Annotated in this window: 13 protein-coding genes; 9 read left to right on the top strand and 4 right to left on the bottom strand. The window is 66.5% G+C overall.

Annotation, left to right across the window (positions count from 1 at the left end; genetic code table 11):
• The first annotated feature begins 7 nt into the window (after positions 1 to 7).
• A complete protein-coding gene (gene msrA, locus AC4JJG_RS13530) occupies positions 8 to 715 on the top strand; it encodes a peptide-methionine (S)-S-oxide reductase MsrA (protein ID WP_495398381.1) in 708 nt (235 codons plus the stop codon).
• 18 nt (positions 716 to 733) lie between these two features.
• Positions 734 to 1,798: a winged helix DNA-binding domain-containing protein gene (locus AC4JJG_RS13525; RefSeq protein WP_495398382.1), complete on the top strand. Its 1,065-nt coding sequence runs from the start codon at positions 734 to 736 to the stop codon at positions 1,796 to 1,798.
• Positions 1,799 to 1,807: 9 nt separating this feature from the next.
• On the opposite strand, the gene AC4JJG_RS13520 is transcribed toward AC4JJG_RS13525, so the two are convergent.
• The gene (locus tag AC4JJG_RS13520; RefSeq protein WP_495398383.1) at positions 1,808 to 2,551 is read right to left on the bottom strand and encodes a VOC family protein; all 744 of its coding nucleotides are present in this window, start codon (positions 2,549 to 2,551) and stop codon (positions 1,808 to 1,810) included.
• Between the two features lie 88 nt (positions 2,552 to 2,639).
• Between AC4JJG_RS13520 and AC4JJG_RS13515 the strand changes: the two genes are divergently transcribed.
• The 6 genes from AC4JJG_RS13515 (at position 2,640) to AC4JJG_RS13490 (ending at position 9,480) form a co-directional block, all read left to right on the top strand.
• On the top strand, positions 2,640 to 3,488 hold the full coding sequence (locus AC4JJG_RS13515) for a S49 family peptidase (RefSeq protein WP_495398384.1): 849 nt from the start codon (positions 2,640 to 2,642) through the stop codon (positions 3,486 to 3,488).
• Positions 3,489 to 3,910: 422 nt separating this feature from the next.
• Complete coding sequence (locus AC4JJG_RS13510; protein WP_495398386.1) at positions 3,911 to 4,249, top strand: rhodanese-like domain-containing protein; 339 nt, start codon at positions 3,911 to 3,913, stop codon at positions 4,247 to 4,249.
• A complete protein-coding gene (locus tag AC4JJG_RS13505; RefSeq protein ID WP_495398387.1) occupies positions 4,246 to 5,277 on the top strand; it encodes a DUF4328 domain-containing protein in 1,032 nt (343 codons plus the stop codon). The genes AC4JJG_RS13510 and AC4JJG_RS13505 overlap by 4 nt, the downstream gene beginning before the upstream one ends.
• Complete coding sequence (locus tag AC4JJG_RS13500) at positions 5,274 to 6,074, top strand: glycerophosphodiester phosphodiesterase (RefSeq protein ID WP_495398388.1); 801 nt, start codon at positions 5,274 to 5,276, stop codon at positions 6,072 to 6,074. Before AC4JJG_RS13505 ends, AC4JJG_RS13500 begins: the two co-directional genes overlap by 4 nt.
• Before the next feature lie 117 nt (positions 6,075 to 6,191).
• On the top strand, positions 6,192 to 7,172 hold the full coding sequence (locus tag AC4JJG_RS13495; RefSeq protein WP_495398389.1) for a DUF5926 family protein: 981 nt from the start codon (positions 6,192 to 6,194) through the stop codon (positions 7,170 to 7,172).
• 148 nt (positions 7,173 to 7,320) lie between these two features.
• A complete protein-coding gene (locus AC4JJG_RS13490; protein WP_495398390.1) occupies positions 7,321 to 9,480 on the top strand; it encodes an oxidoreductase in 2,160 nt (719 codons plus the stop codon).
• A 75-nt stretch (positions 9,481 to 9,555) separates the two neighbouring features.
• Here AC4JJG_RS13490 and AC4JJG_RS13485 read toward each other — a convergent pair whose 3' ends face one another.
• Positions 9,556 to 10,608 (bottom strand): C40 family peptidase, encoded by a 1,053-nt coding sequence (locus AC4JJG_RS13485; RefSeq protein ID WP_495398391.1) that lies wholly within the window; start codon positions 10,606 to 10,608, stop codon positions 9,556 to 9,558.
• Between the two features lie 4 nt (positions 10,609 to 10,612).
• Positions 10,613 to 11,317, bottom strand: a complete 705-nt coding sequence (locus AC4JJG_RS13480) for a hypothetical protein (RefSeq protein WP_495405780.1) — start codon at positions 11,315 to 11,317, stop codon at positions 10,613 to 10,615.
• Here AC4JJG_RS13480 and AC4JJG_RS13475 point away from each other — a divergent pair.
• Positions 11,280 to 13,106: a hypothetical protein gene (locus tag AC4JJG_RS13475; protein WP_495405779.1), complete on the top strand. Its 1,827-nt coding sequence runs from the start codon at positions 11,280 to 11,282 to the stop codon at positions 13,104 to 13,106. The genes AC4JJG_RS13480 and AC4JJG_RS13475 overlap by 38 nt on opposite strands.
• A 31-nt stretch (positions 13,107 to 13,137) precedes the next feature.
• Here AC4JJG_RS13475 and eccA read toward each other — a convergent pair whose 3' ends face one another.
• Positions 13,138 to 14,910 carry a type VII secretion AAA-ATPase EccA gene (gene eccA, locus AC4JJG_RS13470; protein WP_495398394.1) on the bottom strand — a complete coding sequence of 591 codons (1,773 nt, stop codon included), beginning with the start codon at positions 14,908 to 14,910 and terminating at the stop codon, positions 13,138 to 13,140.
• Positions 14,911 to 14,913 lie beyond the last annotated feature (3 nt).

Genomic DNA, 14,913 nt, shown 5'->3' with positions numbered 1-14,913 from the left:
TTGTCGTATGTCTTGGCTTGACCAGCTGATTTCCGCAGGTTCCTCGGGTAAACGACGCATGATCGACGAGCAGGAGGCGCTCCCCGGCCGCGATGCGCAGGTGCCGTTGGCGCCCGAGAACATCGTGTTGCACCACCCGATGCGGGGGTCGGTGGACGCCGATCGCGGCGACATCGGCGACTTCGGCGATCACCTCGACGCGGTGATCCTGGCCGGTGGCTGCTTCTGGGGTGTCGAGGAGATCTACTGGCAGACGCCGGGTGTGTACACCACCGCGGTCGGTTATGCGGGTGGCTTCACGACGAATCCGTCGTACGAGGAGGTCTGCACCGCGCGCACCGGCCACACCGAGGCCGTGCTGGTGGTATTCGATCCGGCGGTCATCGACCTCGAGGGCATTCTCAAGATCTTCTGGGAGACCCACGACCCGACGCAGGAGATGCAGCAGGGCAACGACATCGGTACGCAGTACCGTTCGGCCATCTACACCTTCTCCGAGAAGGACACCGAGATCGCCCGGGCAACGGCGGAACGATTCGGCAAGGTCCTCGCCGATGCGGGGCTCGGTCCGATCGCCACGGAGATCAAGCCGCTCGCCGATGCGGGCGACGGTCACTTCTACTACGCCGAGGACTACCACCAGCAGTACCTCGCGAAGAATCCGGCCGGATACCGCTGCCACGCGGCGACCGGACTGCACTATCCCGTCGGCTGACCGGGCCGCCGGCAGCACATGACCGAGCAGATCACTCTCGGCCAGTGGAACCGCACGCTCCTGCGGCGACAGCATCTCCTGGAGCGGATCGACGAAGACGCCATCGAGGTGCTCGACCGGTGCGTCGGCCTGCAATCGCAGGATCCGAAGGCGCAGTTCTTCGGATTATGGTCCCGCATCATCGATTTCGATCCAGGTGCGCTCGACGACCTGCTCACCGACCGCGAGGTGGTGCGGATGTCGCTGCTGCGCGGCACGGTGTTCACGATGGACGGCGAGGACGCGCGCTGGGTGCGGCCCGTGATGCAGGACCTTCACGATTCCGGCGTCGACACGCATGCCACGCGGATCGTCGGTGCCCAGGCGCAGGCGGTGATCGGGGCGGCCACCGAATTGCTGGCGGGCCGGACGCTCTCCGGTGCCGATCTCGGAAAACAACTCGCACAACGGTTTCCGGACAACAAGCCCTCCGATCTGACGGCGGTCGCGCGGTACGGTCTCCCCCTGGTGCAGGTGCCGCCGCGCGGATTGTGGCGGGGCACCGGCGTGCCCACCTACGCGCTGTTCGATGAGTGGGCGGGCTCCGGAAGTCCCGCGGTGTCCGGTGACGAGGCCCGGCGAGACCTCATCCGTCTGTATCTGCGCGGATTCGGTCCGGCCACGGTGGACGGCATCCAAACCTGGTGCGGTCTCACGGGTTTGCGGCCCCTCGTCGACGAAATGGTGGCGGATTGGGAACTCGCCGAACTCAGCGGGCCCGACGGGGAGGCGCTCGTCGACCTCGAGGGCCTCGACATCGTGGACGCCGATGTGCCCGCCCCGGTCCGTCTCCTCGCGCCTTTCGACAACGTTCTGGTCGCGCAGGCCGATCGGCGCCGGATCACCGATGAGGCCGACTATCGGAGGCTCGCCACGCCGAACGGCCGATTCCCGGGCTTCGTGATCGCCGACGGACGCCTCGCGGGGTCGTGGCGGATCGTCGACGGGCAGGTGAGCGTGGACGTGCATCGTGCTCTCACCGATCGGCAATCCCGGGAGCTGTCGACGGAAGTTGCTCTGCTCCAACGTTTTTGCGACGGCTGAGCGCGCGTATCAGTCGCCGGTGCGTGGGTTGCGATCGGTGATGCAGTAGAGGCGTCCGACCGGGTCGGCCATGACGGTCCAGCGCGGATACCGTTCACGGACCGTCGCGCCCCAGTCCTCGTGCCGGGCGACCTCGTGCTCCACCGAGGTGGCCGCGAGGTCGAGATGCGCGCGTGTGGGCGAGTCGGGTGGATCGTCGGTGCGCTGCAGGTTGATTCCGAGGGCGTAGCGCGGTTCCCGGCCGATCCGGACCAGACCGGGATCGCTGAGGCCGACGGGGGCACGGCCGGTCACCGAGGTCCAGAAGTCGACCTCGGTGTCGAACCGGGCCGACGGGACGTCGATGCAGATCTGGTCGATGATGCTCTTGGTGTCCCCGGGCCAGCGAATGGGCCGGGAACGTGCCGACTCGCCGTGCCACGGCACCAGACAGAAGACGAAGCCGGTCGGCGACGCCATCACCGCGTAGTCGTCGGTCTCGCCGATCGTGGCGGCGCCCACCGCGATCGCCTCCTGCGCGGCAGCCGGGACGTCGGGTACGTGCACGTCCAGATGGACTCCGCCGGGGCCGTCCTCCACGCGTTGCACCGCGAGATGCGGATCGCCGTTGAAGGGTTCCAGCGAGGCGAACTCGCGATGGATTCCGCGGGGCGGCGAGACGGTGCTGCCCGCGATCGCGCGCCAGAAGGTGACTTCCGCACCGAACTGTTCGGCGGGGAAGTCGAGGAAAGCCGTCAACCAGCGGATGTCCACGCGGCCGATTCTAGGTGTGGACCTCGGCGACGACCTCCCGGATCCGGCGCCGGACTGGAAAATCATTCACACGGATAGACTGGCCGGCATGAGTACTCGGCCGTGGCAGCGGGTGGCCCGGCGGTGGCGGCGATCTCGAGCGGATCGCGTTGCGGTGGTTCGTCTCGACGGCCACGTCGGTACCGGTATGGCCGGTCGTCCGGGGCTGAGCACCGAGTCGGTCGAGCCCGTTCTGAAGCGGGCCTTCGGCACCGAGCACCTCGTCGCGGTGGTGCTCATCGTCAACTGCCCCGGGGGCTCGCCCGCGCAGTCGGAGTACATCGCCGAGCGCATCCGTCAGCTGGCCGCGGAGAAGGACATCCCCGTGCTGGCGTTCTGTGAGGACGTCGCGGCGTCCGGAGGCTACTGGATCGCGTGCGCAGCCGACGAGATCTTCGCCGCGCACACCTCGATGGTCGGGTCGATCGGTGTGGTGTCGTCGGGCTTCGGGCTGTCGGAGGTGATCAACCGGGTCGGGGTGGAACGCCGGCTCTATACGACGGGCGAGAACAAGGCCCGCCTGGACACCTTCTCTCCCGAACGACCGGGAGATGTCGAGTGGATGGAACGACTGCAAGGGCAACTCCTGGCCGAGTTCATCTCCTGGGTGCGGCAGCGGCGGGGCACGAAGCTGTCCGGCGACGACGCCGAGCTGTTCAGCGGAGACGTATGGGTGGGCAAACGCGCACTGGAACTGGGGTTGGTGGACGGCATCGGCGTCATGCGGTCGGTGGTCGCCGAACGCTATCCGGATGCCGAGATCGTCGCGGTGGGTGCGCCGCGCCCGTTGCTTGCGCGGCTGACCGGCGGTCAGCTGAGCGTCGGGCGGGTCGTGGGCGATGCCGTCGAGGCCGCGGTCGAGGTTGTCGATCGCGCGCCGGTCACCCGGCTTCGGTGACACGTCACGGGCCCCTGGTGACGTGACATCGCTTACGTGAATGAGGTTTTACACACGTTATCCACAGGTCGATCCACCGCGGAACAATTTTGTGAGTGTGTGCGGATGGTATGCACTCTGATGAATAGTCTGCCGTATCGATGCACTGAACCCGTGATTGGCGTCACATGGCGTGTGATCGGCGCCACAGCCGAACGGATGAACGGCTCGGAGTTATCCACAATTCCACAGTCTCATCCACAGCTTGATGGTGCTGTGAGGTCCATTTCGCGAGCAATTGCAAACCGGCATGTGGATACTCATATGCAGACCTGCATAGTGACCTTTCGTATGAATACACAGACCCGGCGGGCGGGTCCACTCGGCCGTGAGTTGTACACAGCCCGCCATCGTCGGCGATGGGCCTGTGCCACCATGGAACCGTGAGTACGGGCGACATACGGCAGGTGCCGGTGACGGAACTTCCGGACGACTTCACGGACGTGGCGGATGTCGTCCTGCTGGACGTCCGCGAGGACGACGAATGGGCCACCGGACATGTCCGCGGTGCACTGCACATCCCCCTGGGCGAGATCCCCGCACGCCTCGACGACATCGACCTGAATCGCGATCTGCTCGTCATCTGTCATTCGAGCGGCCGATCGATGCGTGTGCTGCAGTACCTGGAACAGATCGGCATCGGCGGCGACTGCGTGCAGGGCGGCATGCTGGCGTGGCAGACCAGCGGGAAGCCCGTCGAGACCGGTGCGGGACCGCGATGATCGATCTCTGCCCGCGGTGCCGGATTCAGGCGCCACACCGTCCGGGCCGGGAGGCGTGTCCACGCTGCGGCGGCCCCCTGCGGATCGTCGATTCGGGCATGCCGTCGAAGGTGCCCGGCCGGGTGGCCCCGCAGGCGGCCCCGGCTCACCATCAGCCCCTTCCGCAGCGGCACCCGCAATCCGCCGCGCCGGTCAGTGGTCCGCGCGGTGGCCGGATCTATCGCAACCGGCACGTGCGCTGGGTGGCACGGCGACCCCCGGAATCGATACCGCCACGGCGCCCCGCCGCACCGGTGGGGCCCCGCGCGATACCTCGCTATACCTATCTGCCGACGTGGGGTCTCTTCGACCGGCCGACCGCAGGCGTGGTCGATCATCGGACGACACTCGACGAGTCCGCCGACAATCTGGGCTTTGCACTGCGACTGCTGACAGGCGCGCTCGCCGCATCCGCGGTCGTGCACGTACTGCGCTACCTCGTGCTGGTCGTCAATCGGAACACCCCGGTGGCCGGCTGGTTGGACACGATCACCTGGTGGCTGGTCACGTTCGGTGGGCTGACTGCTCTGGGGGCGTACGTTTTCGCCACGGTCGCGATGGTGCGTTGGGTCCTCGGCCTGCGTGCCGACGCGTATCGCAGACATGATCGCCTCGATCCGCGCCGACGATGGATCGTCATCGCACTGGTCGCGGTTCCGTTGCTGAATCTGGTCGGTGCACCGTGGATGATCGTCGAGGCCGCGCACCTGCGTGACGATCTCGACGCCGAGCGGACACGGCGGCGACTGACGCGAATCTGGGTGGCCTGGGCCGTCATCAACGGCGTGGCGCTGCTGACCATCGTCACCCGCTTCACCGGGATGATGAGCGGTTCGATCCAGACATCGGTCAACGCCCTGGTGCTGGTGATCGTGTCGTCGGTGATCTCGGCTGCCTTCGCGTGGTGGCTTGCGGGCCGCCTCCGCACGACCTTCTCCGGCGCAGAGGAGATCTCGGTACCGACGACTCGCTGGGTGCCGGTCGGATGACCGCGGCGAATCCGGCCGAACAGGTGTCCCGATCCGGTAAGCCTGCGGTTGTCGCACATCGTGGTGCGTCGGCGGATCTGCCCGAACACACCCTGGCCGCATACGAACTCGCGCTCGAGCAGGGGGCCGACGGCCTCGAATGCGATGTGCGGCTGACCAGTGATCACGAGTTGGTCTGCATTCATGACCGGACCGTCGACCGCACGTCCGACGGCACCGGCGCGGTCAGCGAGATGACCTTGGCGCAGTTGCGCGAACTGGACTTCGGCAGTTGGCATTCCGCCGGTCGATCCGCTTCCGTGCTCACGCTGCCGGAATTGCTGACGTTGATGCTGGACTGGCGTCGCCCGGTACGCCTGTTCGTCGAGACCAAACATCCCGTCCGGTACGGAAGTCTGGTGGAGCAGAAGCTCCTGAGTGTCCTCCATGATTTCGGGGTGGGCAGCCCGCCGTCGGCCGATCACAGCCGCGCCGTGGTGATCTCGTTCTCCTCGGCCGGTGTGTGGCGTATCCGTCGGCACGCGCCGATGTTGCCGACGATCCTGCTCGGTGATGCCGCCAGGCTGCTAGGTGGCAGCGCCGCGACGGCGGTGGGCGCGACCGGGATCGGGCCGTCGGTGGAAACCCTGCGTCTCAATCCGGATCTCGTGGATCGGGCCGCCGCGGCCGGCCGGGTGACGTACTGCTGGACCGTCGACGAGCAGGTCGACGTGCAACTGTGCGCCGATCTCGGGGTGCGCTGGATCGCCACCAATCGTCCGGCCAAGGTGCGTGATTGGCTGGTCACCGTCGACTGACGCCTGCGGTGATCTCGATACGCGACCTCGCTGCGCTCGGACGCTACTCGATCGGCGGAGGGGACGTCCGCCGCATATCGAGACCGATCGTCCGACACCACATGAGAAGCTGTACCCATGGCAAAGAAGAGCAAGCGCGGCAGTGGGCCACGTCCGGGCAGTGATCGTGCCGAACGAGTGGCGGCGCGCAAGGAACGCCAGCTGGCCGCGATGGCCCCGCCGCCCCGGCCGTTCGCCGGCCTGGCGGCCGAATGCGACCTGGTGGCGCTGCGATCCTTCGTGGCATCGGCCACCGCAACCCTGGACCTGGTGGAGCCCGGTGCGCCGGAACCCGAACCGACGTCGGTGATCCCGTCCGACAATCCGGCGAAAGTCGAACTGCCCGAAGGTGTCCGGAACCATGTGCGGGTGGCGACCATCCTGCCCGGTGCGGTGCCCGCACTGGTCCGCGAGGGACGCGCCGGCCGTGAAGGACTCGTTGCGCTGCAGGTGGATCCGGAACCCGCCGACCAGGCGGCCGCATTCGCGGACGCCATCGATTGGGCGGCGCATGCGCCGGTGGGCGCCGATTATGAACCCGCAGGGACGGATTCGCCGCTCACCGATCTCATCAAGCCGGACTCCGAACTCGACATCATCGTCCATGACGACTTCTCGTGGTGGTTCCCGAACGGGCAGGTGCCCGCGGAGATCGCCGAGATGCTCCAGCGCGCCAACGACTCGATCATGCCGACGGCGCGTCTGACGACGAAGTCCGGCACCGGTGCACCGTGGTGGGTGGACGCGGGTGATCGCGCACATCTGCGGTGGGTGCGTCCGGAGCCGGAGGACGACGTGATGAACGCGCTCGCGCGACTCCACGCCGCAGGCCACCTCACGCTGGGCGAGGGCTCCCGGTTCGCCGGTTCGTTCCGCACACACGGCCTGCTGGTGCCGGTCTTCGACCTGGACAACGACATGCATCACGAGGAGTGGTACCCGGGTCTCGACCAGTTCGACGAGTGGCTGACCGAGGCACTCGCCGTCGACGCGGATCTCACCACCGCCGAACGCCGGTCGCGCGACGGACTCCGCAGCCGGCAGGTCACCCTGCGCTGAGGGCACCGAAGGTCTCGCTGGGCGGGAGTGGTACCCGGCGCACGCCGACGGCCGCACATACTCGACGGTGCCCCCGCCGGATGACGTCGCTGTGTCAGACGCCGCACCGGCGGGGCCATTCAGCCGGTACGGGAAGAGACATCACCACATGGCCAACACGCTGACCCGACTCGGCCGACGACCCTCGTCGTTCGGACATCTGTTGTCCGAGGGCAGGATCGGGCCGATCACCATCCCCAATCGGGTACTCCTGTCGGCGATGGACATGAATGTCTGCGTCGACGGCGAGATCGAGCAGAGCGAGATCGAGCACTATGCGGCGCGGGCGGCCGGGGGCACCGGGATGATCATCACGGGCGCCGCGGCCATCGCGTTTCCGGTCGGCGCCACCAGCACCAAGGAGCCGGGTCTGTCCGACGACCGGTTCATCCCCGGACTCCGGGCATTGGCCGACGCGGTGCACGCACACGGCGCCAAGTTGTGCATCCAGACCACCCATCACGGCAAGATCGCCCGCGTCGACACCCAGAACGATCGTCCGCTCCTGGTGCCGTCCGAGCCGGCCTACGACCTCGACATGGCGGCGCTCGCCGACAACACCGGTGACGAGTTGATGCGCCTGGCGGCGGTCACCGGTGGCAAACGTCCGTCGTACCGCGCCGCCACCCCGGAGGATCTCCGCTGGCTCGTCGACACGTGGACACAGGCGGCCATCCGTTGCCGCGACGCCGGCGTCGACGCCATCGAAATCCATTGTGCGCACGGCTATATCCTCGGCGCCTTCCTGAATCGCGCCGACAACCTGCGCACCGACGACTACGGTGGCCCGCTGGCGAACCGCGCCCGGCTGGCCTGTGAGGTCATCGCCTCGGTCAAGGCCGCGGTCGGCGACCGCATGGCGGTGCTGGTGCGGGTGGCCGGCGAGGAGTACGGGCCCGCCAAGGGCCAGGAGGGCATGCTCACGCTCGCCGAGACGATCGAGGCGGTCCAACTGTTCGAGCGCGCCGGGGCCGATGCCATCGATGTGACGGGCTGGGGCCGAAACCCGTTCTCCAACTTCACCGACGGACCGTTGCCGAATACCGTCGGCGCGTACCTCGACAATGCCGCCGAGATCAAGAAGCACGTGTCGATCCCCGTGATCGCCGTCGGGCGGATGCTGCCCGAGCTGGCCGAGGAAGCGCTCGCCGACGGGCGGATCGACTTCGTCGCCATGGGCAGACAGTTGCTCGCCGACCCGCAACTGGTGGGCAAGATCCGTGCGGGCAAGCGAGACGAGGTGCGCCCCTGCATCAACTGCTACGTCTGCGTACAGGAGAATTTCTACGACGACACCCCGCTGTGCGCCGTCAACCCCGCTCTGGGCAACGAGACGCTCCTGCCGTTCGTCCGTACCGCCACCCCGAAGAACGTGGTGATCGTCGGTGCCGGTCCCGCCGGGCTGGAATCGGCTCGAATCCTCACCGAGCGTGGACATTTCGTCACGGTGCTGGAGTCAGGTGACCGGCTCGGCGGCACGCTGTGGTTCTCGACGCTCACCACACCGGACAACGAACGACTGCTGCGCTGGCTGCGGCACGAGGTGGATCGGCTCGGCATCGACGTCCGGTTGCGTACCGCGGCGACGCCGGAGAATCTGCGCGCGCTGCGGCCCGACGTCGTGCTCGTCGCGACGGGTGCGAAGCGGCCGCGGCCGGAGATCCCGGGCGGCGACCTGCCGCATGTCTACACCGGCGACAGCCTCCGCGACGTCATGTCCGGCACCGCCGGTCCCGGTGAGGCGAATATCGTGCTTCGGACGATGGGCCGGCTCGGTGCGCTGTCCGGAATCACCAAGTCGCCCACCGCTGTTCGGGAGATCACCAAGAAGTTCCTGCCGCTCGGGCAGCGCGTGGTGGTCGTCGGCGGATCGCTCGTCGGCCTCGAACTCGCCGAGTTCCTCGCACACCGTGGCCGGACGGTGACCCTCCTCGAGGAGGGCTCGACGCTCGGGCTGCCGATGGCGATGCCGCGCCGGTGGACGGCGGTCAAGGACGCCAGGGATTCCGGCGTCACGGTGCACCGCAAGGCAACAGCGACGCGGATCACCGACGACCGGGTGTACTTCACCGTCGGCGACGGCGCCGAGGAGCAGTCGGCTGCGGCCGACGTCGTCATCATGGCCGCGGGCACCTATGCCGCCGCACCCCTCGCCGACGACCTGCGTGACTCGGGCTTCGAGGATGTGCGGGTCGTCGGTGACGCAGACAGTGTCGACTACATCGAGGGCGCTATCCACTCCGCATGGACGGTCGCCACCGCAGTCTGAGTGAGTGGAAAGCGGCCGAGAAATCCGTCCAAAAATCATTCATCTGAATGACAGGGAATCGTCGGACAAGGCCGATCAGGCCGCGCTCGCGGTACCGCCCTCGGTCGGCCGGTAGACGCCGTAGAACTCCTGGCCGCCGTTGGAGGTGCGCATCGGCGAGAAGTCGACCGGCTGACCGAAGGTGGAGGCCTCGATCATGGTTCCGTCCCCGGCGACCATTGCCACATGTCCGCTCCAGACCACGAGATCGCCCGCCATTGCCTGGCTGGGATCGATCTTCTGCCCCACGGCCTGCTGGTCGGCCGTACGCGGGATCGACATGCCCGCTTCCTTGTACGCGTACTGAGTGAGACCGGAGCAATCGAAGCCTTTGCCCGGAGTCGTTCCGCCCCAGTCATACATGACGCCTCGCTGAGCGATGGCCGCCTTGAGCGCGGAGGCCGCCTTGGCATTCGGCGCGGTCACCGTTTTGCCGTTCGGCAACGTCAATTGGACCGCGCCACCCGCCAGGGCCTTCTCGGTGATCTTGCCGGTGGCGCCGCCCGTGGCATTCTGCCCGGCCGAAGCCGATGCCCCGTTCTTCAGCTTGGCGATCTCCTTGTCGCGCGCGCCGGATTTCGCCTTGTCGCCGGCGAGGTCGCCCTCGAGCTTGCGTAGCTTCGCCGTCTCACCGTCGAGATCCTTGCGCACCTGCTTGACGACCTCGGAGGCCTTCTGCAGGTGTTCCTCGGCGGCTTTGATGAGGACCGGAAAACCGGCCGGGGTGAGCAGCGCCGGTCCGGCCGCGTTCGTCACCTCGACGAAGTGGTCGAGGAGTTGCGCCAGATCCTTGTATCCGGCGGCGACGATCTCCGAAGCCGTGTCGGTGACCGCCGCGATGTTGTTGCCGCGGTCGGAGGCATGCGCGGTATCGGTATGCATCCCGTCCATGGTCTGGACCGCGGTACCGGCCGCCGGGCTCTGCCAGCTCTTGTCGAGTTTCGTGGTGGCGGCGACGGAATCCTCGCGGACGTCGTCGAGGACCTTGCTGGTCTGGCGCATCTGTGCCGAGGGGCCGTTGGTCGGCATGGCGCCGGTGCCGAACGCGTGCAGCAGAGCCTGGAGGGGGGCGATGAGCAGTGCAAGCATGATGTCAGGCCTTGGTCGGGATGGTCTTGGCGGTGTTCAGCGTCAGAGGCACGTCGTAGTTGGTGTTCACGGTCGTGGGCGTCGGAGTCGACGACGGCGAGGCGGCACTCGACGCCAGGCGGTTGTAGTACTCGGTCGCCTCGCCCATCCGCTCGTTGTACTTGTCCGGGAAGGCCGACCGCTGCACCTGCTGGGCGCGATCCCCGGGTGTGCCCTCCGTGCCCTTGAGGTGTTCGTAGTACGAGGTGGCCGCGTCGTCGACGCTCATGCGGTTCCGGCTGCCGCCCTTGGTCCACTCGTCGAACCCGCGCTGCTGGAAGACCCCGACGCTGTCACGGTCGCCGAAGTTGATGTTCTGCATATTCGACTCGACCAGGGCCGTGGACAATGCCGATTTGATCTCGTCATCGCTCATACCCATCTTCTTGCCCCGGGCGATGATGACTTTCGCCACGTCGTCCTTCGACAGGTTCTGACTGGTCGGGTCGATACCGTTGGCGAGACCGGAGTCGGTGCCGCCCTTACCGCCGGTGAAGGACGCCGCATTCGCACCCTCGGTGTCGGTGTACCCCTTGGCGGCGCTGCCGACCGCCTGCCCCATCGCGGAGTACCGCTTGCCCAGGTCACCGACCTGCGTGTTGTGGTTGTCGGTGACGCGAGCGGCGACGGACATGAAGTCGGCGCCGATGATTCCGAAGACCGCCGTCATCGCGGCGGTGTCGAAGTGTCCCTTGGTGGCCTGCGCCACCACCGATGCGCCCAGAGCCTCGGCATTACGGGCGAACGAAGAGACGGAATCGGTATCGATATTCAGTTCGGTCACGCGGTCCCCCTCATCCGGCACCCTTACTCTGGTGGCATTGCGCCTCGCGTCAGCGAATGTAGGTTATCAATCCAGGTGTTCGCGGTGCAGTCATGCAACTGAATGGATGGGAGTCCTCCGAATGCGGAAAGCCCTGATCGCTGTGCTGGTGGCAGTGGCCGCGCTGATCGTCGTCTCGGTGATTGCGGTGACCGGTGCCGTGCCGCTGACGACCGATGGCGAGTCTGTGCCCACCGCCGCGACTCGTGCCCAGAACATCCTGAACAAGGCCACCATGGAACTCGCCAATGCGCCGGGCGCGAAGTACACCGGCGAGATCGGTAACCTTCGGGTGCAGGATCTGGCGGTCACCGCGGCGGGCGACGTCCGGGGTCTGGTGTCGGTCGACGGACGTGAGCCGGCCGAGGTGCTGACTATCGGCGATACGACGTTCGTGAAGGCGAGTGGCGCTTTCTGGGATTCGGTGAACGGCAACAGTGCTCAGGACGGCGACACCGTGCAGAAGGCGTCGGGGGCGGCAGCCGGACAATGGGCGCTGGCCCCCGCGGACCTGCTCGGCATAGACCTCGGAAAAGTGTTGCGCCCCTCTGCATTCGCCTTGAACGCCCTCAATACTGAACAGCGACTTCCCGACGCGTCGCAGACCAGGCCCGCTTCCGATGCCGACTCGAGTCCGGACCGGCGTGGCGAGTCGACAGCGGACCCGTCAGGGCTGGAGACGGGGCCCGTCGAGGACGGGCGCCGAACGATCGTGGCCGGAGACAACCAGGTTCGGGTCGACGCCGACGGCGGTATCTACGGCATCGCCGGTCCGGTGCGAAGCACATCATCTGAGAAACCCACTACCACCAAACTTCTCGTGACTTTGATGACGAGAGAGGGTGTGCAGCAGTTCTATTCGACAGTTCAGGGCCTGGGCAATGCGCTCTCCAAGGTGCCCGCTCCCGCGATCGAGATCCCCAAGCCCACCGGCGCCGCCAACTGCGGCACCGCTGTCTGCATGGTCACCTACAACTTCACCAACTCGATGCCGGGAGCCGATCGGGGCACGGTGCGGGTTTCGCAGACGACGAATGCCACGTTGGAAGGGGCTCCGGTCGGAACATGTACGCGGACCATCGAAATGCCCATGAACGGCAGTGGGCGATCGGAATGTGCTTTCAGCGTCGCAAGTGCCGGTGCAAAACAGGCTCGGTTCAGTGCGCAGAGTCAGTTCCAGATCTCCGCGCAGGCCGAGAAGGACGTCGAGGTCATCGTTCGCTCGGCCGAGAAGGGCAAGGCGGTCGCCACGGCTGACCAGCCCGGCCAGTGGACGCCCAGTGTGTTTCGACTCGATCCCACCGCGCGGAAGTTCAATCAGCAGGTGACCGGCACCCCTCCGGGGGTGGCGTTCATGGTTGGTGGATTCCCTTTCGACACCCGTGAGACCGATGGCACGCTCGTCATGGCATCAGCACCCGGCTATGCCCAGCACGTCGGCCGTGGCGGGGTATTCGACCCGGCATGGCCGGGTGCACAGCAGCTCGTGCAGCAGGCCACCGATGCGAGCAAGGCAGCCAACGGTAGCCCGATCAGGTGGGTCTTTGCCGAACCCGAAGCCGCGTCAGCGGCCAAAAAACTGCTGGCCGACAACAAGATCGGTGGAATCGAGGCCGTCGCCGTACCACTCCGCTAGCCGCGATCACCGAGCGTGACCATGTCGCAACTCAGCGTTGCAGCATACCCAACACGCTGTCGAGGGCGGCGTTGACGTCGCTTGCCTCGATGCGCATCAGAGCATCTTCGTCGAGTTCGGCAATGCTGATGTCGCCGGTGCTCAAGCGGTGCTCGCGTTCCTCTTCGGATGCTTCGATGACGTTACGGATGAAGCGGCCGTTGCCTGCGAGGTCGATGCTGCGACGCATCTCGCCGGACTGGTCGGGCTGCAGGTTCTCGAACAACGGGACCATGCGCTGCAGCAGGACCTCGTAGGCCTCATCGGAGATGAGTGAATCCCGCTTGCTCGCAATGAGTTTGCCGATTCCGGCGAGTTCTTCGGGATGGTAGGAGTCGAAGCGGATGCGTTTCGCGAAGCGTGAGGCCAGGCCGTCGTTGGCGGCAAGGAAGCGGTCGATCTCGCCGTCGTAGCCCGCGATGATGACCACCAGCCTGTCACGATCGTTCTCCATGCGCGCGAGTAGCGTGTCGACCGCCTCGCGGCCGAAGGCGTCACCGCCACTGAGCCCCTGCTGGATCAAGGTGTAGGCCTCGTCGATGAACAACACGCCGTCGAGAGCCTGATCGATGAGCTCGCCGGTCTTGATCGCGGTCGAGCCCAAATGCTGGCCGACGAAGTCCCGACGGCTCGCCTCGACGACCTTGTCGGTCTTGAGAATGCCTAGGGCACAATAGATTTTCGCGACGATCCGGGCGATGGTCGTCTTACCTGTGCCGGGCGGGCCGGTAAATGCGAGGTGCTGGCTGCGAGCCGCGCTCGCGAGCCCCCGCTCGGCACGAACCTTCGCCAGCGCTGCCGCCGACTCCAGTTTCGACACCTGGTCCTTGACCGACAGCAGGCCGATCTGCTCGTTGAGTTCCTTCTGAGCTTCGGCGAGCAGGTCGGGCTTCGCTTCAGAAGGCGCCGACTCCTCCTCTTGGGGAACAGATTTCGGATCCCACTTGTCGGTGCGGGAGTTGATGATCTCCGCGGTGGTGACCACGATCCGGAACGTCGGGCTGTTCATTGCTTCCGTCACGTCCGGGTAGTCCGGCTTCTGCGAGTACAGCGTCTCGAAAACCGCGCGGGCCTCGGGTTCCTTGCCCATTTCCCGTAGTGTCAGGCCGCGCGAAAACATCGCCGGTGCATGAACGCTACCCAGGGGGCCGGCCTCGGCGGCCTCGAGCCGTTTGATTGCCTCGCCGAACAGACCCAGCTGTGCGCAGGCGGTACCCACCATCAGGTGACCTGCCGCCGCCATGTACTCGTCGGTCCACGCGTTCGAATTCGCCAGCGCGGCAAGTGTATCCGGCCAGCGCTGTGTGGTGTGATGCAGAAAGCCACGGGCGAAGTCCACAATCGGTGGTCGGTCGGGGGTGTTGACGGAATCGAGCGCCTCTTCCGCTCCGCTGTAGTCACCTTCCTGGACCATGGCGCAGGCGTAGAGGGCGGCGGCTTCGAATGGTGTGGATACGGGGTAGTCGATCTGGAATCCCGTCGGGGCTCGACCGGCGATGGTCCGCGGTGGCAGCCCCAGGCGCCGCTGCTCGACGAACAGCGAATTGCGGTACTTGTAGATATTGAACAGCACGTCGGTGGACACATCGCCCGCCGACAGTCGGCCGAGCCACGCGTCCGCCATCGTCGGGTCGTACTCGGTGGCACGCTTGAACGCGAGCGCGGCGTACCGCTGATCCCGTTGGGCCTCTTGGCCATCCAGTGGGATACCCGATGCGAGGACTCCGGCATCGAAGACTCGGCGGGCTTGCATCAGATCGGGCATTCT

Source organism: Gordonia sp. B8661-1, assembly GCF_059427765.1.
Note: the sequence above shows the minus strand (reverse complement) of the source record. Positions and strands in the feature narration are given on the sequence as shown.

What these genes read in the sequence shown, in the direction of transcription:
- msrA (WP_495398381.1), top strand. Translation starts at nt 8, where the DNA reads ATGTCTTGGCTTGACCAGCTGATTTCCGCAGGTTCCTCGGGTAAACGA.
- AC4JJG_RS13525 (WP_495398382.1), top strand. Translation starts at nt 734, where the DNA reads ATGACCGAGCAGATCACTCTCGGCCAGTGGAACCGCACGCTCCTGCGG.
- AC4JJG_RS13515 (WP_495398384.1), top strand. Translation starts at nt 2,640, where the DNA reads ATGAGTACTCGGCCGTGGCAGCGGGTGGCCCGGCGGTGGCGGCGATCT.
- AC4JJG_RS13505 (WP_495398387.1), top strand. Translation starts at nt 4,246, where the DNA reads ATGATCGATCTCTGCCCGCGGTGCCGGATTCAGGCGCCACACCGTCCG.
- AC4JJG_RS13500 (WP_495398388.1), top strand. Translation starts at nt 5,274, where the DNA reads ATGACCGCGGCGAATCCGGCCGAACAGGTGTCCCGATCCGGTAAGCCT.
- AC4JJG_RS13495 (WP_495398389.1), top strand. Translation starts at nt 6,192, where the DNA reads ATGGCAAAGAAGAGCAAGCGCGGCAGTGGGCCACGTCCGGGCAGTGAT.
- AC4JJG_RS13490 (WP_495398390.1), top strand. Translation starts at nt 7,321, where the DNA reads ATGGCCAACACGCTGACCCGACTCGGCCGACGACCCTCGTCGTTCGGA.
- AC4JJG_RS13485 (WP_495398391.1), bottom strand. Translation starts at nt 10,608, where the DNA reads ATGCTTGCACTGCTCATCGCCCCCCTCCAGGCTCTGCTGCACGCGTTC.
- AC4JJG_RS13475 (WP_495405779.1), top strand. Translation starts at nt 11,280, where the DNA reads ATGAAGTCGGCGCCGATGATTCCGAAGACCGCCGTCATCGCGGCGGTG.
- AC4JJG_RS13480 (WP_495405780.1), bottom strand. Translation starts at nt 11,317, where the DNA reads ATGACGGCGGTCTTCGGAATCATCGGCGCCGACTTCATGTCCGTCGCC.
- eccA (WP_495398394.1), bottom strand. Translation starts at nt 14,910, where the DNA reads ATGCCCGATCTGATGCAAGCCCGCCGAGTCTTCGATGCCGGAGTCCTC.